At 64.3% G+C, this 25590-nt stretch carries 13 protein-coding genes; 1 reads left to right on the top strand and 12 read right to left on the bottom strand.

Annotated features, from left to right (window positions below):
- Positions 1-39 precede the first annotated feature (39 nt).
- The 12 genes from R2B70_RS11080 to R2B70_RS11025 form a co-directional block, all read right to left on the bottom strand.
- Positions 40-1560 carry a cryptochrome/photolyase family protein gene (locus R2B70_RS11080; protein WP_318161479.1) on the bottom strand — a complete coding sequence of 507 codons (1521 nt, stop codon included), beginning with the start codon at positions 1558-1560 and terminating at the stop codon, positions 40-42.
- Positions 1560-1700 carry a DUF2256 domain-containing protein gene (locus R2B70_RS11075; protein ID WP_318161478.1) on the bottom strand — a complete coding sequence of 47 codons (141 nt, stop codon included), beginning with the start codon at positions 1698-1700 and terminating at the stop codon, positions 1560-1562. Before R2B70_RS11075 ends, R2B70_RS11080 begins: the two co-directional genes overlap by 1 nt.
- A gap of 161 nt (positions 1701-1861) precedes the next feature.
- Positions 1862-2782, bottom strand: a complete 921-nt coding sequence (locus tag R2B70_RS11070) for a serine hydrolase (RefSeq protein WP_042076471.1) — start codon at positions 2780-2782, stop codon at positions 1862-1864.
- A gap of 353 nt (positions 2783-3135) precedes the next feature.
- Positions 3136-3588, bottom strand: coding sequence for an NUDIX hydrolase (locus R2B70_RS11065; RefSeq protein WP_318161477.1), 453 nt, complete (start codon positions 3586-3588; stop codon positions 3136-3138).
- 137 nt (positions 3589-3725) lie between these two features.
- Entirely contained in the window at positions 3726-4919 is a 1194-nt protein-coding gene (nrfF, locus tag R2B70_RS11060; RefSeq protein WP_318161476.1) for a heme lyase NrfEFG subunit NrfF, read from the bottom strand.
- Positions 4916-5518 (bottom strand): DsbE family thiol:disulfide interchange protein, encoded by a 603-nt coding sequence (locus R2B70_RS11055; RefSeq protein ID WP_318161475.1) that lies wholly within the window; start codon positions 5516-5518, stop codon positions 4916-4918. Before R2B70_RS11055 ends, nrfF begins: the two co-directional genes overlap by 4 nt.
- The gene (gene nrfE, locus R2B70_RS11050; protein ID WP_318161474.1) at positions 5515-7482 is read right to left on the bottom strand and encodes a heme lyase NrfEFG subunit NrfE; all 1968 of its coding nucleotides are present in this window, start codon (positions 7480-7482) and stop codon (positions 5515-5517) included. Before nrfE ends, R2B70_RS11055 begins: the two co-directional genes overlap by 4 nt.
- A 307-nt stretch (positions 7483-7789) precedes the next feature.
- Positions 7790-8743: a cytochrome c nitrite reductase subunit NrfD gene (gene nrfD, locus R2B70_RS11045; protein WP_318161473.1), complete on the bottom strand. Its 954-nt coding sequence runs from the start codon at positions 8741-8743 to the stop codon at positions 7790-7792.
- Between the two features lie 72 nt (positions 8744-8815).
- Positions 8816-9496, bottom strand: coding sequence for a cytochrome c nitrite reductase Fe-S protein (gene nrfC / locus R2B70_RS11040; protein WP_318161472.1), 681 nt, complete (start codon positions 9494-9496; stop codon positions 8816-8818).
- Entirely contained in the window at positions 9493-10125 is a 633-nt protein-coding gene (gene nrfB, locus R2B70_RS11035; protein WP_318161471.1) for a cytochrome c nitrite reductase pentaheme subunit, read from the bottom strand. The genes nrfC and nrfB overlap by 4 nt, the downstream gene beginning before the upstream one ends.
- A gap of 51 nt (positions 10126-10176) precedes the next feature.
- On the bottom strand, positions 10177-11619 hold the full coding sequence (gene nrfA, locus R2B70_RS11030) for an ammonia-forming nitrite reductase cytochrome c552 subunit (protein ID WP_318161470.1): 1443 nt from the start codon (positions 11617-11619) through the stop codon (positions 10177-10179).
- Between the two features lie 470 nt (positions 11620-12089).
- Positions 12090-12290 carry a hypothetical protein gene (locus R2B70_RS11025; RefSeq protein WP_216990367.1) on the bottom strand — a complete coding sequence of 67 codons (201 nt, stop codon included), beginning with the start codon at positions 12288-12290 and terminating at the stop codon, positions 12090-12092.
- 58 nt (positions 12291-12348) lie between these two features.
- On the opposite strand from R2B70_RS11025, the gene R2B70_RS11020 reads away from it, so the two are divergent.
- Positions 12349-25557, top strand: a complete 13209-nt coding sequence (locus R2B70_RS11020) for a retention module-containing protein (RefSeq protein WP_318161469.1) — start codon at positions 12349-12351, stop codon at positions 25555-25557.
- Positions 25558-25590 lie beyond the last annotated feature (33 nt).

Below are 25590 nucleotides of genomic sequence, written 5' to 3'. Positions count from 1 at the left end.
TTGTCATTCACTCACTTTCTGGCATGAAATCCGGTCGATTCAGAGCCGCTCCAGGTGGAGCAGATGGTGCTCCGCCGTCGCCAGTATGGCCTGCCGCTGCGCCTCGGGTTGGCCGTCCCAGTTGGCATAGGGGAGGGCGAGGCGGGGATTGGCTCCCAGCTTGTCCCGATGGCGCCAAAGAAAGTGCCAGTAGAGGCTGTTGAACGGGCAGCTCTCCGGCCCGCTGCGGGCCTTCACCTCATAGCGGCACCCCTTGCAGTAGTGGCCCATGCGCGTCAGATAGGCGCCGCTGCTGGCGTAGGGCTTGCTGCCCATCAGGCCGCCATCGGCAAACTGGCTCATGCCGCGGGTGTTGGGCAGCTCCACCCATTCGATGGCGTCCACGTAGATGCCCAGATACCAGGCGTCCACTTCGTCCGGGTGGATACCCGCCAGCAGGGCGAAGTTGCCGGTCACCATGAGCCGCTGGATGTGGTGGGCATAGGCGTGATCCAGAGACTGGCGGATGGCGTGGCGCACGCAGGCCATTTTAGTTTCTGCGCTCCAGAAAAAGCCGGGCAGGGGGCGATCGGCCTCCAGAAAATTGACGCGCCCATAGTCCGGCATCTGCTCCCAGTAGAGGGCGCGGACGAACTCGCGCCAGCCGAGGATCTGGCGAATGAAGCCCTCCACCTGGGAGAGCGAAATGGTGGCCTGGTTGGCCCGCCAATGGGCTTCTGCTGCGCGGATCACCTCGAGGGGATGGAGCATCTTGCTGTTGAGTGAAAACGACAGGCGGCTGTGAAACAGGCTCCAGCCCCGCTCGCTCAGGGCGTCCTGATAGCGGCCGAAGTGGGGCAGGCAGTGCACCAGAAAGTGTTCGAGCAGTTCGCGGCTCTGGCGCCGGGTGACGGGCCAGGGCAGGGCGCCGGCATCGGCTGTGCCAATGGTGCTGACGCCGTGGCGGGTCAGCATGGCGTCTATCTCCCTCACCTCGTTGGCAAAGATGAGGGGCGTCGGGATGGGCTGGCGATCCGGCAGCCTGGCGCGGTTCTCGTCATCGAAGTTCCAGCGCCCGCCCAGGGGCTGGTCGCATTCATCGAGCAGCACCCGGTACTGCTTTCGCAGGGCGCGATAGAAGAACTCCATCCTGCCGTGGGGGTAGCGGCGCCAGCCATCCCTGGGGGTCAGAAAATGCTCGCTGTCCACCTCGCGGGCCGGGATGGCGAGGCCAGCGGCCCACTGGGTAAGCTGGCTCGCAAGGCGCCACTCGTCCGGGCTCTGCCAGGCAAAGCGTTCGGCCTGATGCGCTTCGAGCTGGGCCGTCAGCAAGCTGGGCAAGTCGGGCCAGGGGGCGCTCTCGTCCAGGGTCAGGTAGCAGACCCGGTGGCCCGCCTGGGTGAGGGCGGCGGCGAAGGCGCGCATGGCGGCAAAGAAGGCGAGCACCTTCTGGCGATGGTGACGGCAGTAGTCCGTCTCTTGGCGCAGCTCCGCCATCAGGTAGCAGACAGCGGGATCCTGCGTGCGAAACCAGCTGTGGCCGGCATTCAGCTGATCGCCGAGGATGAGGCGCAGCTCCATCAGGCGTGCTCCTTCTGACGGCGGCAGCGTTCGCGGCAGTAGCGCACCTCCTGCCAGCAGCGCGCCCACTTGCGCCGCCAGGCGAAAGGACGCTGGCAGACGGGACAGATCTTCTGGGGTAGATGGGGTTTGAGGTGCATGCTCCGCCTCGTTCACTGGGTTGACCTATCTCTGCCTGCATAACGAAGCGCAGCCAGGATGGGATCACCGCGGGACGGGAAAGACGGCGCTGCGGTTCGTGAGGGGAGAGGCGCAATGAGAAGGCCCCCGCACCTGCTGGTGCGGGGGCCTGCTGTGGCCGTTACTGGTTGCTGAACAGCTTGGCGGGAGGCGTGGACTGGGCGGTCAGGGTCATGCGGCCCGAGGTCTCCAGCCAGCTCTTGATCTTTCTGGCATCGGCCACCCGCTCATTGGTGGTGTTGGCGTGGAGCAACACCATGACCACGGGCTCGTTGTTGACCCGGGTGCCCATGACCAGGCAGCGACCCGCCTCGCGGATATAGCCGGTCTTGGAGACCAGGATGGGCCATTCGCCTTCCCGGACCAGGCGGTTGGAGTTGAGATAGTGCAGCTGGCGCTTGCCGTTACGCACCAGACGCTGCTCGGAGGCGGTGTACTGGCGGATCAGCGGGTAGGTGGACGCAGCGGCGGCCAGCTTGGCGAGATCGTGGGCGGTGGAGACGTTGCGCGGGTTGAGACCTGTGCTGTCGGCGAAATGGGTGCTCCACATGCCGAGCATGCGGGCCTTGGCATTCATCGCCTCGATAAAGGCCTTGCGGCCACCCGGGTAGTGCCGTCCCAATGCCGAGGCGGCACGGTTCTCCGACGACATCAGGGCAATGTGCAGCATGTCGGCGCGGCTCAGGCGCGAGCCCACCGCGAGGCGCGAGCCCGTGCCCTTGAGTCTGTCCACGTCGTCCATGGTGACGGTGAGGGTCTCGTTGAGGCGCTGGTTGCCGTCCAGTACCACCAGCGCCGTCATCAGCTTGGTGATAGAGGCGATGGACATCACCCGGTTGGCGTTGCGTTCGGCCAGGATCTCGCCGGTTTTCGGGTTGGCGACCACGTAGGCATCGGATCTCAGGGCGAGATTGGTACGGGGCTCGAGCAGGCTGTTGGTGGAGGAAGAGGTCGCAGAAAACGGGTTGGCATGGGCGCTTTCCATGCTGGCGGGAAGGAGGAAGGCGCCGAGCAGCAGGGGAAGAAAAGGGCGAAGGTTCATGATTGGACTCTACTACGACTCACAGGGACATTTGGCTAAGTTATATGACGGTAATTGACGCTTCACAACGTCTGGCGGCCCGATATTTCAATTTTATGGGTTGGCGCACCTTGAAATAGCCGAATTCACGGCTATGGCGCCCTTTCACGGGATTCATAATGAGCCACACCTGGCGCGCACATTGGCCGGGTTCAGCCCGTCATGGGGCACACTATATGCCCTTTCTGACCCATCATTGCTACTCTTTTTGTGCCTTCCGGTGCGGCATCGGGTCGAACGCACCATTAATCCTCTTTGTGTCGGTGAAGATGGGCGCCGTCAGGGGCTTCGAGGGAGGTGTCAGCCGACCCGGATCAGCGCAGTGCCACCCTCATCAGCGGCGAGGGGCGGCACGCCACAAAATGGTGCCAGACATGGTCATAGAGCGCCTGCTGGCCGGGGAAACTCACCAGTCCCTTGGCCTCGGCCAAGGTGCACCAGCGATATTCGGTGTGCTCGTCGTTGAGAGTGACCGTTTGATTGGGCGGGCAATAGACCACAAAGACCGGCACTACCTCCACCGTATTTGAAGCGCTTTCGTAAAATTGTTCCAGATAATGGGCTGTGTATAACTCGCAAACCGAGATACCCGTCTCTTCGCCAAACTCGCGAATAATGGTCTGCCAGCCGGTTTCCCCCGCCTCAACCGTGCCCGCCACATGGCACCAGAAACCGCCCTTGACCCGTTTCATCACCAGCAGCTTTGTTTCGCCATCAATCGTTGAGAGGGCGACACCGGAGACGGCTTTACAGCGAATGGGGATCATGGGGGAGGCTCCAAAAAAAGGTTCAATAGACGCCTATTGTTCGACCGCCGACGGGAGGCTGGCAAGTGATTTCCCTGCCATCAGCGCTTGTGCGGGCCAAACGTGACAGGGGCATTCAGCCCCCATTATGTGTGTAGTCAGCCCCCCATCATGCGGGCTGTATGGATCGCCTCGATCAGCGCGGCACGGTTGATGCGGGGGCGCTCCTCGTCCAGCAACTGCTGCCAGAGGGTGATGGCCCGGGAGTAGCGGCCGTGCAGGAAGTGATCGGAGGCGAGCAGCATCAGGGCGCTCACCTCACCCTTGTCCTGCTTGAGCGCACTATCGAGCAGGCGCTTGGCCTCCGGGGTCAGCTGCTGGCCCGCCTGGTAGTAGAGCACGGTGGCCTGGGCGGCCTGGGTCGCGGCGCTGGCACCCCCTTCCTGCAGGGCGAGGCGCTGGTAGGCGAGCAGGGCGTTGTCGTACTCGTCCCGATACAGATACAACTGGCCGAGCGCCGCCCAGCCGTCGAGATCGGCGGGGTTGACTTGCAGGCGCTGGTGCAGGGCGCCCAGCGCCTTGTCCTGCAGATCCCGCGGGCTCAATCCTGCCAGCGGATCGGGGCGCGACTGATAAGCCTGCCACGCCTGATAGCGGCCGCTGCCGGCATAAATGCCGGCCATCAGAGCCAGCAGCAGGGTCCCAATGAGTATCCATGACTGCAGCCAGGGCAGCGCGCTGGCAGAGGGCTCCCTTGCCAGCCGGTCGCGCAGGGCCTGCTCGGCGATTGGGGTGGCGTTGGCGAGGCGGGCCAGCTCCAGCTCCCGGTAGAGGCGGCTGTGGGGAGCAAGCCCCGCCTGCTGCTCGGCCATGATCAGCCGGTTCAGCTCGGCCCTGGGGTCGTGGGCGAGCATCCCCTCGGCTCTGTCGCCGATAAGTGGCACCCGCGCCGGTTGCCGGCGATGCAGGCTCCTGCGCAGGCGATTGAGGGCCAGCAACAGCAAGAGGGCGGGGCCGCCCCACAGCAGCGCCGTGCTGCGCTTGAAGGGGGGATCGTAGCGCACGAAATCGCCGAAGCGCTCCGTCATGCGGGCGATCACCTGCTCATCGCTCTGCCCCTCGTCCACCCAGCGGTAGACCTCGAGCCGCAGATCCCGGGCGATGGGGGAGTTGGACTCCACCAGGTTCTGGTTCTGGCACTGGGGGCAACGCAGGGCGCGGGCCACTTCCTGAGCGCGGGTCTGCAGCTCTGGATGGCGAAACTGATAGGTATCGACCCCGCTGGAATATGCAGTTGCACTCAGCAGCATGCCGAGGGCCAGCAGGGTGCAGGCAAGAGAACGGCGCATCATGGCTGTGTCTCCCGAGCTGATGTTGCAATAGATGGCGCAATAGCTGGTGCAGTAGTGGCGGCTTTCATTTGCGCATCCGCTCGCGCCTTGTCGAGCAGGGGGGCAAACTGGCGTTGCCAGATCCCTTTGGTAAGCTCGCCGGTATGGCGGGCGAGCAGGGCACCATCGGCATCAAACAGATAGGTTTCCGGCGTGCCGTAGACGCCGAGCTCAAGGGCCAGTTTGCCGTCAGGGTCGGCCAGCACAGCGCGATAGGGGTTGCCCGCCTGGATAAGCCAGGCGCGGGCGGCATCCCCCTTGTCCCGGTAGTTGAGACCGTAGAGGGGCACTGTGGCAGCGAGCTCGCTGAGCAGCGGATGCTCGGCGCGGCAGTTGGGGCACCAGCTGGCCCAGACGTTAAGGACAAAGGGTTCGCCCTTGAGGCTGGCGGTCTGGATCCGACTCCCATCCAGCAGATTGTCGCTCTGCCACGCAGGCAGGGTACGTCCGAGCGTTGCCTCATCCTGGCTGTAGGGATTGTTGCCAAGGCCGAGCCAGAGCAGGATGCCGAGGCTCAGGGTCAGCAGCAGTGGAAGAAAGAGGCGCAGGCGGGATCTCATAACGCCTCCTGTTCGAGCCGGGGATGGGAGGTGCCAACCGCAACGGAACGGGAGGCAAGCAAGGGGCGGCGGGCGAGCAGGCGCAGGGTGCCGCCCGCCATCATCAACAGGCCGCCGAACCAGATCCAGCGCACCAGCGGCTTGTAGTGCAGCCGCATGGCATAGGCATCTGGCCCCATCTTCTCACCCAGCACCACGTAGAGATCGCCGAGCATTCCCCACGCGATGCCCGGCTCGTTCATGTTCATGGTGCGCACGCTGTAGTGGCGCCGCTCAGGCGTCAGCTGTGCCACCTCTTTATCGTTCTTGTGCACGCTAAGCGTGATCCGCTCTGCGGTATAGTTGGGGCCGATCACCGGCTCGCGTCCCTCATAGCGAAATTCGAACGCACCGAGCTGGTAGGGCTGGTTGGCAGTTAGCACAGTGCCCCCCTCCTGACTGTGGTGACTCACCTGCGCGATGCCAAGGGCGCACACCGCCACCCCGAGGTGGGCCAGCAGGCTGCCGAACCGATTGAGGGTGAGTTCACGCAGCGACGTCAGTTGCAAGAGCGGGAGCAGCAGGCTGGCCACCAGCCAGAGGCTCACCATATTGGCGAGGATGCCAATCCAGCTACCGGAAAACGATCCCTGTTCCAGATAAGCAAGGCTAAGCAGCCCGCCGCCAAGCAGGCCAAACAGCGGCGGTAACAGCGCGTTGAGTCGGGAATGTGCCGCAAGCTGCTGCCAGCGCAGGCGCGGCAGCTGGGTCATCAGCGTCATCAGGCAGAGGGCCAGCGGCACGAAGAGGGTATTGAAATAGGGGGCGCCCACCGAGAGCGAGCCCAGATGCAGCGACTGGAAGACCATGGGGTAGAAGGTGCCGAGCAGCACGCAGGCGCAGGCCACGCAGAGCAGCAGGATGGCGGCGCCCAAGAGTCCCTCTTTTGACAGTAAGCCGAAGCGGGCGTAGGGGGCGCGGGTATCGGCCCGCAGGGCAAACAGGGTGAGGGCGCCAGTCAATAGCAGGCCGAGCAGCAACAAGAGGGTGAGGCCGCGATTGGGATCCACCGCAAAGGCGTGCACCGAGGTGAGCACCCCGGAGCGCACCACGAAGGTGCCGAGCAGGCTCAGGGCGAAGGTGAAGATGGAGAGCAGCAGCACGCCGTGGCCGTAAGCGCCGCGCTTCTCGCACACCACCAGGGCGTGCAGCAGGGCGGTGCCGAGCAGCCAGGGCAAGAGGGAGGCGTTTTCTACCGGATCCCAGAACCACCAGCCGCCCCAGCCGAGCTCGTAGTAGGCCCACCAGGAGCCCAGCACAATGCCGGCGGTGAGAAACACCCAGGAGCCGAGCGCCCAGGGGCGGCTCCAGTGGGCCACGGCGCCATCGAGCCGACCCGAGTGCAGCGCCGCCATGGCGAAGGCGAAGTTGACCGCAAAGCCGACGTAACCGAGATATAGCAGGGGCGGGTGGATGATGAGGCCGATATCCTGCAGCATGGGGTTGAGATCGCGCCCCTCCAGCGGCCCCGGGAACTGGCGGTCAAACGGGCTGGAGAAGATCAGGGTATAGAGGCCGAACAGCCCGACGATCAGCCCCATGATGGCCAATACCCGGGTTGTGATCAGCGGATCGACCCGCCTGGAGCAAAGGGCAACCAGGGCGCCCCACAGCCCCAGCGCAAAGACGAAGAACAGCATGGAGCCCTCGTGGCCGCCCCACACGGCCGCCAGCTTGAAGCCAAGGGGTAGGGCGCTGTTGGCGTGCTGGGCCACATAGACCAGGGTGAAGTCATCCTGGCCAAAACAGCTGGCGAGCAGCAGCAGAGCGGCCCCGAGCAGGAGCGCGACCAGGAGGGCCAGCGGTGCTGCGCAGCCCAGCAGCAGGCGTGAGGCGAGCCGCAATCCCAGCCAGGGCAGGGTGCCTTGCAGCAGGGCAAGCCCGGTCGCCAGCAACAGTGAGAGATAGCCGAGCTCCGCCAGCACACAACCTCCAGTCAATCATTCGTCTATGTTATGCCGCAGCGTCTGCACCGTACCGGCGCTGGGGGATAACATCCACATTTCTGGCAACAACCAATCGCAACAACTCATCGCAACAAATAAGCGCCAGTCTCCCGAAGGGCGGCTGGCGCTTATCCCCAGCTTTCAATAACCGATTCACGATCCGTCGTGAGAGGTCGTCAGCAAGGTAAAGAGCAGCGCAGGAACCGGAGTGTATGTTAATACATGAGGATTCCGAGCAGCACATGAGCCTTGATGACGGCCTCGCAACAGGAGCGTGAACCGGTTTTTAAACTACCGTCATCTGGCCGGCATAAAGCACGAAGTAGCGCAGCAGCAGGATCCCCACTAGGGTCAGGCTGCAGACCAGCACCAGATAGCCGTTTTTGGCCCGCAGCGGCGCGGGGGCCAGCAGGGCCAGCAACTGGGGCAGCAGCATGCCGATGCCCACTACCCCGAGCCAGAACACCTGAGCCCAGAAGCCGCTGCCGATGGCGGCCCACATGGCTGCCTCCTTCTGGCCGCCACCGAAGTAGAGGCCGGTAAAGAAGCAGACCAGCAGCAACACCTCTACCGCCAGCACCGGCCGCTCGAAGCGGTGCACGAAGCTCACCCCCTGGCTGTGATGGTTCTCCCTGAACAGGGTGACCGCCAGCAAGATGGTGGAGGCGATGCCGGAGCTGACGCCGGAGATGAGGAACAGCACCGGCAACACAGGGTTGTTCAAGAGCGGATAGGTCTTGAGCGCCGACAACAGAAAGCCGGTGTAGACCCCCAGCAGCACGGCAAGCAGCAGCAAGAGCGGCGCCAGCAGCCGCTCGATACGGGCAAGCCAAGCGATCAGGCTATCCACAAAGGCGAACTTCTCTTGCAGCAGGTGACTGCGCAATGTCTCGATCTCGGAGCGAAACACCACCGCCAGCCAGGCGAACAGCACTGCCATGTAGACCTGAAACAGCATGACCCCCATGGACATCACGGAGTCGAACTGGTAGTGGAACATCAGCTTCCAGAAGGTCCAGGGGCGGGCCAGGTGGAAGATAAGGATCAGTAACCCCAGCACCACGCTCACCGGCGCCAGAATGGCCGTCGCCTTGATGATGCCGCTCTCGCTGCCGGCCCCCTTGCGGCGCAGCAGCACCGACAGGGTGGTGGCCCCGGCGGAGATACCGAGCAGGAACAGGTAGATCGCGATCGGCCAGTCCCACACCAGAGAGGGGAAGTGAAATGCGTCATGCCACATGGTTCATTCCTCCCTCTGTCACTGCGGCAAATCCCCAGAGAAGGGAAGTAAAGTGAAATGCTGCTTGCATGGTCATGACGTTATCTCCCCTTTGGGCACGCGGTACATCTTGGGCGAGGTGCCGAGTGCCTGCTTGTAGCGATAGGTGGTCTCCTTCACCAGCCGTTGGGCGATGGGGCTGTCCGGGTCATCCAGATTGCCGAACACCAGCGCCTTGGTGGGGCAGGATTCCACGCATGCCGGCTCCTTGCCCGCCGCCAGGTTGGTCTTGCGGCAAAAGTCGCACTTATCGGCAACCTTGGTCACAGGGTTGATAAAGCGCACCTGATAGGGGCAGGCGGCGAGGCAATACATGCAGCCAACGCAGAGATCCGGGTTGACGTCGACGATGCCATCCTCGGTGCGGATATGGGAGGCACCGGTCGGGCAGACGTGCACGCAGGGGGCGTTGTCGCAGTGCTGGCAGGACTTGCGAAAGAAGTGGTACTCGGCATCGGGGAAGGTGCCGATGGGGCCGGAGCGAATGATCTCGAGGCGCGAGACCCCCTCCGGCACCTGATTCACCTCCCGGCAGGCATCCATGCAGGCGGTACAGCCGATGCAGGCCGTCTCGTCGTGGATCATGCCATAGCGGACCCCGTCGATGGTCTGGCTGTGGGTGAGGGGGGTGGCAAGGGCGCGAGTCGGCCCCGTCATCATGATAAGGGCCCCTGCGCCCATGCCCGCCATAAAGTCACGGCGAGAGCAGCTCATGGCGCCTCCTTGCCCAGGCTGGCAGTCTGGTTGGCTGCCTTGGCCTGATGCTGCTTGCTGTGGCAGTCGACGCAGAGCTTGATGCGGGACTTCTCCGGAATAGCCGCCATGGGCTCCTTGGCCGGGTGCAGCTGGTGGCAGCTGGTGCAGGTGAGCCTGGTGGCGTGCACGTCGTGGGCCCAGAGCGCCTCGCGCAGCACTTTGGGCTCGTGACAGCTCATGCAGACCCCGTTCTGCTCGGCGATGGGGTAGCTCTCGGTGCTCTGCTTTTCTGCCAAGGCGCTTTGCTTGTCTGCCAGGGCGCTTTGCTTGTCATTGAAGCTGTCGCTAAAGCGCATCACGTCCTTGACCCCTTCCCTGTGCTGAGGGGAGGGCTGACCATGGCAGTTGGTGCAGGTGACCGGCGCCAGGTTGTTGGGGTTGGTCGCCTGGCCGTGCTTGCCGTGCATCCCTTCGACCTGCTCCTTGTGGCAGTCGGTGCAGGCCTTGTCGGCACTGCGCAGAAATTCCACTTCATGTGTAGTCGGTGCCGGGGCGGTTGCCGCATCGGCGGCCTGGCCCTGCAGGCTGGTCAGCAGCATGGCTGCCATCAGCATCAGTCGTAAGAAATCCATCGTTAAATCACCCATAGGAAGCCTCCATCCGGCTGCGGGCCCGACACTGCGGGCCCGCATGCCTCGTCATTGTGCGAGCCGTCCGGCCGCTTTGGCCTCGGCATCCCAGGCGGGGACTGTGGTCTTGAGGAACTGGGCCTTGTCGCTGTTCATCTGCTTCATGTCCATGCCAAGAGCGGCCTGGGCCTTCTCCTTGCTGGAGATGTCAGGAATGGCGATCTCGTGGCTGATCCCCTTGGCGGCCAGCAGGCGTGCCAGCTTGGTGCGGGCATCGGCGGCCTTGTCCAGGGCGGTTCCCAGCATGCGCAGCGCCACTTCCGGGGCGTGCATCTGCACCCCGTGGGAGGCGATGGAGAAGTCCCAGCGCCATTGGGCGTGACGGATGTCCTGCAGAATGTCCTTCATTTCGGCCTCGGTGGCACCGGCATCCCAGGCGGCCTTGGCCTCGAAGTGGGCGTGCACCAGCTGCTTCTCGACTCTGAGCTTGAGATCGTGAATGGCATCCTTGCGCTGCTTGACCACCCCCTGCAGCATCTCCTTGCTCTGGGTGTGGCAGTTGCGGCAGGTCTGATCGAAGCGATCGAAGGGGTTGCCCACCTTGTGATCCGTGTAGACCTTGCCCTGTTCGTTCTGCACCTTGGGCATGTGGCAGTCGACACAGGCGACGTTGTTCTGGCCGTGAATGCCGGCGCGCCAGGTCTCGTACTCGGGGTGCTGGGCTTTGAGCATGGGGGTCCTGGAGAGGGCATGGGTCCAGTCGGCAAAGCCTATTTCATCGTAATACTGCTCCATCTGCTCCACTGTGGTGCCCTTGTCCCAGGGGAATTTCACCGCCTTGGTGGGGCCGCTGAAGTAGTACTCCACGTGGCACTGGCCGCACACCTGGGACTGCTGATCGAAGCGCCCCTGCTCCTTGAACGGCTTGTGGATGGCGGTCATGGCGCGGTCGGCATAGGGACGGGAGAGGTGCAGGGCAGGTTTGCCTTCCTTGAACTCTTTCGAGGCGGTGTCGTGGCAGTCGGCGCAGCCGATGGTGTTGACGATCTCGGGGCCGCCTTTTGCCCACATCCCCTTGAAGTAGCCATCCTCACCCTTCTCGTCGATGACGCGGGCCACGTCCGGGCCTTTGCAGCTCCAGCAGGCCATGGGCAGCGGACCGTCTTCGGCGGTCTTGGGGGCGCCGGTACGCAGGGTTTCCCGCACGTCGGTCAGCGCATAGAAGTGGCCGCGCGGCTTGTTGTAATCCTTGGAGAAGGGGTAGCCGGCCCAGAGCACCACCATCTGCGGATCTTCCGCCAGGGCGTCGGTGCGTTCGCGGCTCTCGCTGGTGCCTTTCCAGCTGGTGAACTGATCGGCGTGATCCTTGGCGAACAGCTCGCTGCGCGCCTCTACCTTGCCCTCGGGGGCGGCCTCCTCTGCCTGCGCCAGAGTGCCGGCACCGAGCAGGGCGGTCAGCAGCAGAGCGGCGAGGCCCTGTCTGCAAGCTTTGTCATATGAACCCACGGTCATCACTCCCAGATAAAAAAGTCCATGTCGGGCCTGACCGTTCCATCTAGCTGCGGACATCTGTGCTCATCATCGACGGGCATGGCAGGCCGATTAATTGTTATGGCTGCATAGAAAGTGCTGTTTATGCAATTGCTCCCGGAGATAATACCAAATGGGTAAAATGGATAATCATTTATCCCCCCGGGAGTTGCGCTAGATCAATTGGCAGGGGGGGAGGATCCCAAAAGTGGGATCCAGGTTGAATTATTGAAATCCATCCGATGGTTAGTCCCACCTTTTTCCTTCGTCAGGGGGGATGGCAAGGGAGTGGCGTCAGGTAGGAGGAGGTGCCGGGGGGAGGCGGGAGATGGGCGGCCCCCCTGGTCTAGACAGGTCTGTATTGAGTAAATATTCATTTTATGTCGACAGGGGAGAGGACGAGATGCTCAGCCTGCTGAAATAGCGCACCCTGGAGGCGAGGGCGGTGCGTGTCAGAAGCTGTCGCGCCAGAGGGAGCCAGAAGGGCCATCCTTTCCCTCCGCAGGAGAAAACAGGTCTTTATTTTGGTGAATATCGGGGTTTGCAGCGTTTAATTTAATTAAATAGGAAGGTTTGCGGCATTTGCTTTCGATATTTTCGAAAATGCTGAAGGGTTGTATGGGGTGTTTGGCGGTAAAATGTCCGCCTGTCACGGTGGCGTCCCTTAGGCTTCATGTCCTGGGAAGCCTGTGTTTACCCGTTGGAGGATATATGGCCGAGCTGCGAATCGATAAACCGACTCTTATTGCCAAGGTGGAGGGCGCCGTGTTTGTGATGGATGCCGATGGCGCCCAGCGCCCTGCCGCCCCTGGCATGCAACTGGAGCCGGGCATGCGGCTGCTGACCGGATCCGACGGGCAGGTGGAGTTGGCGGACGCGGTTGACCAGCGCCCCGAGCCCCCCCAGCCTGAGGCGGCATTGCCTGCCGAGCTGGCGAGCCTCCAGGAGGCCATCCGTCAGGGGGCCGACCCGACCGCGCTGTTTGAGGAGACCGCAGCCGGTAACGCGGCGGCCGGCACGGTTGACGGTGTGGCCGGCTCCAGTGCCGGCGGCTTCGTGGTGGTGGATCGCATCAATGATGCGACCCTGGCCGAGGCGGGCTTTGACACCGACCATCAGGGGGCACTGCCAGGCGACGAACTGCGCTATTCGGAAGATCAGGATCTGCTGGCGGCCATCACCATCACGGAGCCCCAGACCGCCGACAACATCATCAACGCCGACGAGGCGACCGGCGTCATCATTCGCGGCTTCGTCGAGGATGTGGAAGTCGGCCAGACGGTGACCGTCACCCTGATCGATCAGGAGGGCAATCGCCTGACCACCACCACAGTGGTGCTGCCCGGCTTTGTCTGGGAGGCAAACTTCGGCGACGTCACCGGCAAGCTGGTGGATGGTCCGCTGACGATCCAGGCCGATACCCAGGACGCGGCCGGCAACAAGGCCAGCGACACCGGCCAGACCCTGCTCGACACCATCACCACCATCACGCTGGATCTGGCGGATGAGAGCGACACCGGCGCCAGCCAGGTGGACGACCTGACTAAGGACACCACTCCGTTGCTGCAGGGCAAGGGGGAACCGGGTGCCACCGTCACCCTGAGTCTCGGCGGCAGCGTGCTGGCGGTGCTCGTCGTCGATGGCAACGGCAACTGGCAATACCAGATCCCGAGCGACATGGCGGATGGCGCCTATGATTTTCGGGTCGACTCGGTGGACATCGCCGGCAACCGGGCCAGCAACACCCTGACCGTCACCGTCGATACCCGGGCCGCCATCGACATCGACGATCTCGACACCGGCAGCATCCTGGGTCACGACAGCGTCACCCTGAGCGGCACCACCACCCAGGTGGAAGCGGGTCAGAGCGTCACCATCACCCTCATCGGCCAGAATGGTCAGACCCTCTTCAGCGGCACCGCCCTGGTGGGCAGTGACGGCCGCTGGCTGCTGGGCGGCCTTGATCTCTCCAGCATCCAGGGCCCCTACGAGGTGCGCGCCGAGGTGACGGATCTGGCGGGCAACCGGGTGATCGACGGGGCCCCCCTCATCGGCCAGAGCGATACCCTGACCCTGTCTGAGGCGGACTTGGCCGAGGGGCCGGTGAGCGCCACCGGCTCCCTGCACACCGGGGCCGGGCTAGATGGCAACCTGCAGGTGAGCTTCGGCGCCGATCAGAGCGCCCTCGAGCAGCTCGGCTTGACCAGCCACGGGACGGCGCTCGCCTACCAGACAAGCGGTCAGACCCTGACCGCCAGTGCAGGGGGCGTGATCGTCTTCACCCTGACCCTGGCCAATGACGGCAGCTATCGCATCGTCTGGCACCAGAGCCTGGATCACGGCCAGGATAGCCTGAGCCTGCCCTTTGCCCTGGAGTACCGCGACAGCGACGGGGATCTGGTGCACGCCAACCTCAACGTCAACCTGGTGGACAGCACGCCGCCGGACTTCACCATAGCCCCCGTCACCCTCATAGAGAATGGCTTTGATAACACAGATGCCGTGGTGGGGCAGAGCCCGTTCCTGATCGGGCACCAGTCCGATCCCCTGCTGGCGGACTCGGTCGCCTTCGCCGACCAGGCCGCGACCCTTGCTCGTCTCAACGGCAGCGGTCTTGCCAGCGACGGCCATGTGCTGAGCTTCGAGTTCGGCAGTGATCGCCTGCTCACCGGGTATTACCTCGATGATCAAGGCAGTCGGATCGAGGTGATCAGGGCAGAACTCGGCGCCAGCCAATCCGGCAGCGACATCCAGGGCAAGGTCACCGTTTCCCTCAGCGGGCCCCTGGATCATCAGGGCAGCGACCGGCTTTCTCTGGGGCTCACCGTCTCCGCCAGGGAGATCGACGGGGACGAGACCCGCGCCGACCTTCAGATCGCCATCGATGATGGCATCGATCCCGGCCTCGGCCTCGACGCCGGCGGCAGCCTGCAAGAGGGCGGTGCCAGCCAGATCCTGGACGGCCAACTGCCGGTCAATGTGGGCAGCGATCGCCTGGTGTCGCTGAACTTCGAGGCCAATCAGCCCGGTCTGAATGGCCTCACCAGCGGCGGCCAGCCGACCCACTATGAGGTGAACGGCAACCGGATCATCCTGTTGGATGCGGGGAACAAGCCCATCCTGACCGTGACCCTGGGGCTGGATGGCAAATACCAAGTGGCGCTCGATGGTGTGCTGGATCAACCGGTCAGCACCAACAGCGTCAACCTGGGGCTGCAGGTGCAGGGCACCGACTTTGACGGGGACAAGAGCAACCTCGGCACCCTCAATATCCATATCACCGACGGCGCCTTGCCCCAGGTGGACCCGGTTTCCCTCACCCTGGTGGAGGATAGCGACTGGAGCGCGGCCCAGACCCTCAGCGGGGATCTGGCCATCACCGCTGGTGCCGATCCCCTGGTCCATATCGGCTTCGATGCCAGCCAGCCCGGCCTGCAGGGCCTCACCAGCGGCGGCGCGCCTGTGGTCATCAGCGTCAGCGGCAACAGCATCAGCGGCATGGTCAACGGCCAGAATGTCTTTACCCTCACACTTGATCAGCAGGGCCACTACGTCTTTACCCTGAACCAGCCGCTGGATCAGGGCAGTGTCGACAGTCTGCTCAAGGCGGGCTTCACCCTCACGGACAGCGACGGCGACAGCGTCTCCTCGACCCTGACCGTGGCCATCGGCGATGGCGCCAACCCGGTGATCAGCGCCGTGACCGGCACCGAGATGACCGAGGGTGATCAGGGGGCGGGGGCTCAGGTCAGCCATATGAGCTTCACCGTGAGCCACGGCTCTGATGCGCTCGATGGGAGCAGTCTGAAGTTCGATATCGGCGCCATTCAAAGCAGCCTGGACGGCAAATACAGCAGCCACGGCAGCAAGGTCACCTTCACCCTGGATGCCAACGGGGATCTGGTGGGCACCAGTAGCGACGGCCACGAGGTGCTGCGGGCCGAGCTGAGCCTGGTGGAGAGCAACGGCAACTGGAGCGTCACCGCCAAAGTTGTCTTAAGCGGTGAGCTGGATCACCAGGGGAGCGAGTCCCTCAATTTGCCGCTCACCGTAACCCTGACCGACAAGGACGGGGACAGGGTCTCCACCGACTTGCCGCTCATCGTCAAGGACGGCAATGCGCCCGTCTTCGTGGCAGGCAGCGGGGTGAGCCTGGATGAGCGCCATCTCGACGGCAGCAACCCCCTGACCGGCACAGGCCACTTCCAGATTGACGCGGGCTCGGATCGGGTGAGCGAGGTGTCGTTTGCCGACATCAGCGAGCAGCCGGCCCTGACCGCCCTGGGTCAGAGCGTGAAATACGAGCTGGTGGACGGGGATCCCGCCATCCCGGGCAACCAGATCCTGAAGGGCTACGTGGAAGTGAACGGCGTGCGCGTCGAGGTGCTTCAGGTCGAACTGGTGGGCAAGCTGGACAACGCCGCCAGCAACGGCTTCGACTACAAGGTGACCCTCTATCAGGGGGTACACCAGAGCGACGGCAACGCCACCGAGCTGCCGTTCAAGATCAGTGTCGTCGACAGCGACAAGGGCAGCGGCAACAACGACAGCACCACGGGCACCCTCAACGTCAGCATCGTCGAGGGCGATACCCCGACCCTCACCCTGACCGGGGTGACGCTCAGTGAAGGCCGCTTCGACGGCGCCGCCAACAACCAGACCGGCGATGATCAGCAGGCCACCGGCACCCTGACCATCACGGCGGACTCCGATCCCGTGGTGGACGTGCGGCTGACCCTCTCCGGCCAGGTGATGGATGGGAGCGGCAACCCCATCACCCACAACGGCGAGACCCTCACCTGGCAAGAGGTGGCGGGCAGCAACGGCCACGGCTTCCAGGCAGTGACTGCCAGCGGCACCCTGGTGCTGACGGTGACCCTGCCGAGCGTACCGGGCCGCATCGAAGCCCACACCCAGGCGACGCTCGACTACCAGGTGAAGGTACATACCAACCTGGATCACGGGGCCGACGACAGGCTCGACCTGATCCTGCCGGTCAAGGTGACCGACAGCGATGGCTCGGTGATCACCGGCAGTACCACGGCGGTGATCACCGATGCCGCCGATCCTCATCTTGACCTCGACGCCGGCGGCAGCCTGCAAGAGGGCGGTGCCAGCCAGATCCTGGACGGCCAGCTGCCGGTCAATGTGGGCAGCGATCGCCTGGTGTCGCTGAACTTCGAGGCGAACCAGCCCGGCCTGAATGGCCTCACCAGCGGCGGCCAGCCGACCCACTATGAGGTGAACGGCAACCGGATCACCCTGCTGGATGCTGGCAACAAGCCCATCCTGACCGTGACCCTGGGGCTGGATGGCAAATATCAGGTGGCGCTCGACGGCGTGCTGGATCAACCGGTCAGCACCAACAGCGTCAACCTGGGGCTGCAAGTACAGGGCACCGACTTTGACGGGGACAAGAGCAACCTTGGCACCCTCAATATTCATATCACCGACGGCGCCTTGCCCCAGGTGGACCCCGTCTCCCTCACCCTGGTGGAGGACAGCGACTGGAGCGCGGCCCAGACCCTCAGCGGCGATCTCAATATCACCGCAGGCGCCGACCCCCTGGTCCATATCGGCTTCGATGCCAGCCAGCCCGGCCTGCAGGGCCTCACCAGCGGCGGCGCGCCTGTGGTCATCAGCGTCAGCGGCAACAGCATCAGCGGCACGGTCAACGGCCAGAACGTCTTCACGTTGACGCTGGATCAGAACGGCCACTACGTCTTTACCCTGAACCAGCCGCTGGATCAGGGCAGTGTCGACAGTCTGCTCAAGGCGGGCTTCACCTTCACGGACAGCGACGGCGACACCGTCTCCTCGACCCTGACCGTGGCCATCGGCGATGGGGCCAATCCGGTCATCAGCGCCGTGACCGGCACCGAGATGACGGAGGCGAACCAGGGGGCGAAGGATGTGGTGAGCCACATGAGCTTCACCGTCAACCACGGTGCTGATGCCTTGGCGCCCGATAGTCTCAAGTTCGATATCGCGGCCATTCAGCAGAGCCTGGATGGCAAGTTCAGCAGCCACGGCAGCAAGGTCACCTTCACCCTGGATGCCAACGGGGATCTGGTGGGCACCAGTAGCGACGGCCACGAGGTGCTGCGGGCCGAGCTGGAACTGGTGGAAACCGACGGCAACTGGAGCGTCACCGCCAAAGTTGTCTTAAGCGGTGAGCTGGATCACCAGGGGAGCGAGTCCCTCAATTTGCCGCTCACCGTCACCCTGACCGACAAGGACGGGGACAGGGTCTCCACCGACTTGCCGCTCATTGTCAAGGACGGCAATGCGCCCGTCTTCGTGGCAGGCAGCGGGGTGAGCCTGGATGAGCGCCATCTCGACGGCAGCAACCCCCTGACCGGCACCGGCCACTTCGATATCCATGCCGGTTCGGATCGGGTGAGTGAGGTCTCCTTTGCGGACGTGAACGAGCAACCTGCCCTGACCGCCCTGGGTCAGAGCGTGAAATACGAGCTGGTGGACGGGGATCCCGCCATCCCGGGCAACCAGATCCTCAAAGGCTACGTGGAAGTGAACGGCGTGCGCGTCGAGGTGCTCGAGGTCGAGCTCGGCGGCAAGCTGGACAACGCCGCCAGCAACGGCTTCGACTACAAGGTGACCCTCTATCAGGGGGTACACCAGAGCGGCGGCAACGCCACCGAGCTGCCGTTCAAGATCAATGTCGTCGACAGCGACAAGGGCAGCGGCAACAACGACAGCACCACGGGCACCCTCAACGTCAGCATCGTCGAGGGCGATACCCCGACCCTGACCCTGACCGGGGTGACGCTCAGTGAAGGCCGCTTCGACGGCGCCGCCAACAACCAGACGGCGGACGATCAGCAGGCCACCGGCAGCCTGACCATCACCGCGGACTCCGATCCCGTGGTGGACGTGCGGCTGACCCTCTCCGGCCAGGTGGTGGATGGGAGCGGCAAGGCCATCACCCACAACGGTGAGACCCTGACCTGGCAGGAGGTGGCGGGCAGCAACGGCCACGGCTTCCAGGCAGTGACCGCCGGCGGTACCCTGGTGCTGACGGTGACCCTGCCGAGCGTGCCGGGGCGTATCGAAGCTCACACCCAGGCAACCCTGGACTATCAGGTGAAGGTGCACACCAACCTGGATCACGGGGCCGACGACAGGCTCGACCTGAGCCTGCCGGTCAAGGTGACCGACAGCGATGGCTCGGTGATCACCGGCAGCACCACGGCGGTGATCACCGATGCCGCCGACCCCGTGATCTCGGCCATAGAGTCCGTGCGGGTCGAGGAGGCGGATCTGGATGGGAGCAGTATCCAGCATCCTGGCACCACTCCGACCGAAAGTGGGGAGACGGCCGGTGGCAAGGTGACCATCAGCGCCGGCTCGGACCGTGTTGCCTCTCTTGAACTCGATGTGGCGGCCTTCAATCAGGCGAACCATCTCAGCTCGGGTGGCAAGGCCGTGACCCTGGCGGCCCATAGCCCCGGCTGGTATCTGGCGAGTGCGGAGGGCGGCAAGCCGGTGTTCTGGATCCATCTCGACGTCAATGGCAGCTACAGTGTGCATCTGGTGGGCCAGCTCGATCACGGCGCCCAGGGCAAGGATGAACTGGGTATCGACATACCTCTGTTCGTGACCGACTTTGATGGGGATCGCAGCCCCAATGTGACGGTGGAGGTGAAGGTGCAGGATGACATGCCCATCGGCACGCATCTGACCCATCACCTGAGCGAGACCGGCAGCGCCGTGAGCGGCGATCTGCTGCCCCCCGCCAACGAGGGGGCCGACGGCGCCAGAGTGGCCTCGGTCACCGTGAACGGCCAGCAGCATGCCATCAACGGCAGCCTGACCCTGGATGTGATGAGCCCGGACGGCAAGCAGGTGATGGGATCCCTGACCATAGGGCAGGACGGCAACTACAGCTTCACGCCGAGGCCAGGCTTCGATCACGATGCCGCCAGCCTCAACCAGATCATCAAGGCTCAGTTGGTGGACGGCGACGGCGATACCGCCGAGAGCACCCTGACCCTCCACCTGCAGGATGAGGCGGTGAGCTTCACCGTGAAGGCGGTCACCGGGCAGGAGGATCAGGGAGCCCAGGATCCGAGCCAGGGCATTGCCATCGACATGCGCCTCGATATCGGCGATTTCGACCGGGGCGAACACGTGGATCAACTGCTGATCCAGGCGCCGGCCAACGCCCACGGTACCTTCTACTACCACGGGGTGGCCCTCACCACCACGGCTGATGGCAAGTGGTTCATCGTGCCGCCGGCGGCCATGGTGACCGCAGACAACGTCAACTACCGGACCCAGGGTCTCACCTTCGTGCCGGCGGATGACTGGTCCAGCTGGAGCAACAACAAGCAGCCGCTGCACTTCCAGGTGCAGTTGCAGGTCGGGGTAAGCGAGGGAACGCCACCGCCCGCCGTGACCGGCGATCTCGCCATCACGGTACAGGGCATCGCCGACAAACCCCTGTGGGATGCGGGCAGCACGCACCAGCACTACAGCACGGACGAGGACAGCAGCGGCATCGCCCTCAACGTCAAGGCCAGCCTCACCGACACGGACGGCTCCGAGACCCTGAGCTACCAGATCGAGTGGGCCTCCGGTGAGGGCTCTCTGACCCTGAACGGCAAGGTGCTCCATCCGGGCAGCAACGGCCTCTACACGGTGACGGCAGGGGATATCAACAAGATCACCGTGGTGCCCGGCAAGGACTACGGCGGTGACATCAGGCTCATTGTGACGCCGGTGAGCACGGAGAAGAGCCCTGTGGTCAGCGGCCAGAACAAGGCGCTCGGGGATCCCCTGGATCTGGTGATCAACGTCAACCCGCAGGCGGATGACGCCAAGCTCACCGTGCGCGAGATCCAGGGCAAGGAAGACACCCTGATCGATCTGGGCAGCAAGATAGGGCTCGCCCATCTGGGAGACACCACTGATGGCTCCGAGAGTCTGTTCGTGCGCATCAGCGGCCTGCCCGCCGGTGCCAGCCTGTTGCTGGGCGGGGTGGCGGTCACCCTGGATGCCAACGGGTACTACGAGGTGCCCTATGACCGCATCAATGACCTCAAGCTGCAGCCGCCCAAAAACAGCAACGTCGACTTCGATCTCACCATCAAGGGGGTGGTGAAGGACACCGCCATCCTGACCGATGCCAACGGCCAGACCCACACAGTGGTGAACGAGAAGGAGACCGGCAGCCAGAGCCTGCACGTGGATCTGGTGGGGGTGGTGGACGAACCCCATTTCGATCTCAATACCAGCGACTGGACCCAGGATGGCAACGGCTACAGCATCACCATCCAGGAGGATGGCCGGGCACCGCTGGACTTCAAGCTCACCTCGGGGGAGTGGACCGACACCCCGCTCGATCACTCGGAAACCCTCAACCTGGTGCTGGAAGGGCTGCCGGAAGGGGCCAGGGTGTTCGACGGCAGTGGCAAGGAGCTGACCCTGACCTTCGCCGGACTCGATGGCAAGGGCAATCCTCTCTATCAGGTGGATGTCTCCAGCCTCGGCAACCTGCAGATCCAGCCTCCCCCCAACAGCACAGCCGATCTGCACCTGGTCGGCCACGTGGTGGTGACCGAGAATGACGGCGACCACAAGAGCTTCGACGTGCCCCTCACCATCAAGGTGGAGCCCGCGATCGACGCCACCGACTATGCCAGGACCAGCCATGGCCTGGAGGATCAGTTCACCGTGCTGGACTGGCAGCCGGACCTGACCGACGGCGCCGAGCAGGTGACGCACCTCAGCCTCTCCGGTATCGAACCCGGTTATGAAGTCTGGATCCGGGTCGGGGGCGTGGATACCCAGCTGACGGTCGCCGGCGGCGCCGTGGATCTGACCCCGAGCCAGCTCGACAGCCTGTTAAACGGCGGCCAGCTGCTGGTGAAAGGGCCCGAGGACAGCGACAGGGACACCACCCTCCAGAGCCATGTCACGGTGACGCAAGTGGATGTGGACTCCAGCGCCACCGCCCAGAAGGTGATCGACGGCACCCTGCACCTGGATATCCAGGCGGTGGTGGAGCCCGATGGCAACCTGGTGCAGACCGGCCAGCTGGAGAGCCCGGACGGGCACGCCATCCCGCTGGACGGCGTCTTCGTGTTCCAGGATCTGGATCCCAGCAGCGATGAGGTCATCGACTACCTGGTCATCAGCGATCTGCCGCCCGGCTTCGTGGTGGTGGGCGGGGTCAACGACGGTCAGGGCAACTGGACCGTGCCCCACGACGCCCTCGGCAACTATGCCCTGCGCTCGCCGGACGGCTTCACCGGCACCGTCACCTTCAAGGTCAGTGCCAGGGTGATCGACCTTGGCGACAACAACGAGGGGGATGTGAGCGCCCCGGCCTATCGGGAGATCACCGCCAGCGCCGACTTCCATGCTGCGACCCACTCGGGCCAGGTGGCGGCCGATGTCGATTTTGACAACAGCGCCCCCATCACCGGGGTGGAGGATCAGGGCGTCAACTTCGGCAGCCAGTTCAAGGACATGGTGACCCTGGGCACGGCGGACATCGGCGACGACGAGCTCAGCATCGTCATCACAGGTCTGCCCCCGGGCGTCAACGTGCAGGGGCTCACCTTCGACTTCGTCAACGGCGAGTACCTCATCAAGCTGCCGGGCGGCCTCGATGATCTCGACAAGCTGACCCTGACCCTGCCGCAAGACTATGCCGGTGACGGCCTGCACTTCAACGTGCGCCTGGTCAACACCGACACCGTGAGCGGTGACACCAAGATGGTGGAGAAGGACGTCACCCTCTCCATCACCCCGGAGGTGGACATCAACGGCGGGGCGGACGGCCTGCCCGAGCTGCAACTGAACGTGAAGGATGTGAACGGCGACGGCCAGCCTGACAACCTGGAAGACACCGACATTCATCTCGATCTTTCGGTCAAGCTCGCTGACATCAGCCCCTCGGTGGCCGATGGCGGTCTCGAGACCGTGGAGCGGGTGGTCGTGACCGTGGATCCCCAATATGGTCACTTCCTCGACAAGAACGGCCAGCCGGTCTCCACCCTCACGGTGAACGACCCGGCGGATCTCAAGGATCTGGTGTTCGTGCCCAAGGAGCACTTCAGCGGCAAGGTGCCGCTGGCGGTGACGGTGGATATTCTTGATACCGCCACCACGGGCACGGATCGGGGGAGCTGGAGCGGCAACGTGAGCTTCGAGGTGCTGCCGGTCAACGATCCGGCCAACCTCACGGTCCAGAACGTCACGGGCCAGGAAGATGGCAGCGTGAGCCTGGGGGGGCTGGGGGCCAGCCTGATCGACAACGATGGCTCCGAGCAGATCGTCGGGCTGCAGATCAAGGGGGTGCCGGATGGCTTCACCCTGTCCGCCCCGGCGGTCAACAACGGCGGCGGGGTGTGGCAGGTGCCTGTTGGCACCGACTTCTCCAAGCTGACCCTGATCCCGCCTGCGGACTTCAGCGGCACAGTGGATCTGACCCTGAGCGCCTTCACCCTGGACAAGGGGCTGACCCTGCCCCTTGAAACCAGTGCGGGCTTCACCGTCACCGTCAATCCGGTGGGAGATGCGGTCATCACCGACATGCAGGATCAGGCGAGCGGCACCGAAGGGGATGTGATCACCCTGCACCTGGGGGTGGAGACCCGGGACACCCATGCCACCGGCGGCAGCGCCGGCAATGTGCACGAGAACGGGCCCGAGCAGGTGCGCGTCACCCTGGAAGGGGTGCCAGACGGTGCAGAAATCCGCTTGCCGAGCGGGGTCAGCGGCACCGTGGTGGATCTCGGTGGCGGCCGCTGGCAAGTCACCACGGACGGGGGCAGGCTCGACGGGGTGGAGCTGGTGACTCATGACGCCAACGGCGCCATGGCGATCAAGGTGACGGCCCAGAGCCTGGACAACGGCGCCCTCGGCCCCGAGGTGAACGGCAGCATCCAGGTGGACGTGAGCCCGGTGAACGATGCCCCCGTCAACGTGCTGCCCGGGGAGCCCCAGGTGGCTCAGGAGGACGAGCCCTTCGTCATCCAGGGTCTGCAGGTCAAGGACGTGGATGCGGGCAACGGCATCATGGAGGTGCGTCTCTCGGTGGAGCACGGCACCCTGACCCTGCCGGCAGGCAGCGGCGTGACCCTGACCGGCAACGGCACCGGCGATGTGGTGCTGACCGGCACCCTGGCGGATCTCAATGCCCTGCTCGCGGGCGGGGTGACCTATCAGGGCGAGCGGGACTTCAATGGTCAGGATGCCCTGACCATGGTGACCAACGACAGGGGCAACACCGGTAGTGGCGGCGCCCTGAGCGACACCGACGTGCTGCCCATCCTGGTACAACCGGTCAACGATGCCCCCGTCAACCAGCTGCCAACGACGCCCCAGGTGGCGCAGGAAGATCAGCCCTTCACCATTCACGGGCTGCAGGTGAGCGATGTGGATGCGGGCAACAGCCCCCTCTCTGTCACCCTCTCCGTGCTGCACGGTACCCTGGAACTGGCGGCGGGCAGTGGCGTGACGGTGAGCGGCAGCGGCAGCAACACCCTGGTGCTGAGCGGTTCCCAGGATGCCATCAATGCCCTGCTCGCGGGCGGGGTGACCTATCAGGGCGAGCGGGACTTCAATGGTCAGGATGCCCTGACCATGGTGACCAACGACAGGGGCAACACCGGTAGTGGCGGCGCCCTGAGCGACACCGACGTGCTGCCCATCGAGGTGCAACCGGTCAACGATGCCCCGATCAACCAGGTGCCGGACGCCATGGCGGTGAAGGAGGACGGTTCGCTGTCGCTTTCCGGCATCAGCGTCAAGGATGTGGATGCGGGCAGCGCCCCCATGTCCATGGTGCTGCGGGTGGAGCACGGGGTGCTGACCCTGCTGGGTACGGCCGGCGCCGTCTCGGTGCAGGGGGCGGGTACCAACGTGGTGACCCTGGTGGGGTCGCTCGATGATCTCAACAGCCTGCTCAACGGCAATCTGCACTACGAGCCGGCCAGGGATTTCTGGGGCGAGGACAACCTCACCATCACCACCTCGGATCAGGGCAACACGGGGGCGGGCGGTGCGCTGACCGATACCGCCACCGTGGGCATCACGGTGACCGCCGAGGCCGATGAGCCGCGGCTCGGCCTCGGGAGCCACGACATCCACGCCCTTCAAGGGGCCTGGGTGCCGCTCAACCTGAGCGCCAGCGTGGTCAACCCGGCAACCGGCGAGCTGTCGGTTCGGATCCAGAACCTGGGCGGTGCCCAGGTGGTGGACGAGCACGGCCAGAGCATGGGCCATGCCGACAACAACGGCGACTGGTTGCTACCCATGGATCACTCGGTGCCGCTCTATGTGAAAGACCTGGCGGCCGGGGAGCACAGCCTGATCCTGACCGCCGAATCGAGTGCGGGGGGACGCACCCTGAGCTCGGCCCAGGAGACCCTCAACATCCACAGCCAGAGCGGCCACGACCTGGTTGGCTCGGATCAGGGGGACTGGTTGTTCGGCTCCACCGGCAGTGATCGGATCCTGGGCGGTCTGGGAGACGACCTGATCCGGGGGGGTCAGGGCAACGATAGCCTGAGCGGCGGTGCGGGCAGCGATCTCTTCGTGTGGGGTCAGGGGGACGAGGGCACGGCGGCGCAGCCTGCCATCGACACCATCACCGACTTCCGCCCCGAAGAGGGGGACAGGATAGATCTGGCGGACCTGCTCAAGGGGGTGACCGGCAACAGCCTGGATGGCTTGCTCAATCACCTGTCGGCCTCCGTCACCACCGGCAGCGGTGGCCTGGGAGACGTCAATCTCTCGGTGTCGCCGGCAGGGGATGGCCACGTCACCCAGCAGATCACCCTGAAGGACGTGGATCTCAGCGGCTGGAACCTGAGCGGCGGCTCCTCCTCCCACGAGATCCTCCAGTCCCTGCTGGATCAGCACAGCCTGATCATCCAGCATCCCTGATGGGAGCGCGCTGAATAAAAAGAGCCGGCAATT

This window comes from Aeromonas sp. XH, assembly GCF_033348475.1.
Classification (GTDB): domain Bacteria; phylum Pseudomonadota; class Gammaproteobacteria; order Enterobacterales; family Aeromonadaceae; genus Aeromonas; species Aeromonas sanarellii.
This window is presented reverse-complemented; position numbering and strand designations above follow the sequence as displayed.

Excerpts from the sequence above, each read along its gene's own strand:
- R2B70_RS11020 (WP_318161469.1), top strand. The coding sequence starts at position 12,349 with ATGGCCGAGCTGCGAATCGATAAACCGACTCTTATTGCCAAGGTGGAG.
- R2B70_RS11070 (WP_042076471.1), bottom strand. The coding sequence starts at position 2,782 with ATGAACCTTCGCCCTTTTCTTCCCCTGCTGCTCGGCGCCTTCCTCCTT.
- nrfB (WP_318161471.1), bottom strand. The coding sequence starts at position 10,125 with ATGGGTGATTTAACGATGGATTTCTTACGACTGATGCTGATGGCAGCC.
- nrfA (WP_318161470.1), bottom strand. The coding sequence starts at position 11,619 with ATGACCGTGGGTTCATATGACAAAGCTTGCAGACAGGGCCTCGCCGCT.
- nrfD (WP_318161473.1), bottom strand. The coding sequence starts at position 8,743 with ATGTGGCATGACGCATTTCACTTCCCCTCTCTGGTGTGGGACTGGCCG.
- R2B70_RS11080 (WP_318161479.1), bottom strand. The coding sequence starts at position 1,560 with ATGGAGCTGCGCCTCATCCTCGGCGATCAGCTGAATGCCGGCCACAGC.
- R2B70_RS11055 (WP_318161475.1), bottom strand. The coding sequence starts at position 5,518 with ATGAGATCCCGCCTGCGCCTCTTTCTTCCACTGCTGCTGACCCTGAGC.
- R2B70_RS11065 (WP_318161477.1), bottom strand. The coding sequence starts at position 3,588 with ATGATCCCCATTCGCTGTAAAGCCGTCTCCGGTGTCGCCCTCTCAACG.
- R2B70_RS11075 (WP_318161478.1), bottom strand. The coding sequence starts at position 1,700 with ATGCACCTCAAACCCCATCTACCCCAGAAGATCTGTCCCGTCTGCCAG.
- nrfF (WP_318161476.1), bottom strand. The coding sequence starts at position 4,919 with ATGATGCGCCGTTCTCTTGCCTGCACCCTGCTGGCCCTCGGCATGCTG.
- nrfC (WP_318161472.1), bottom strand. The coding sequence starts at position 9,496 with ATGAGCTGCTCTCGCCGTGACTTTATGGCGGGCATGGGCGCAGGGGCC.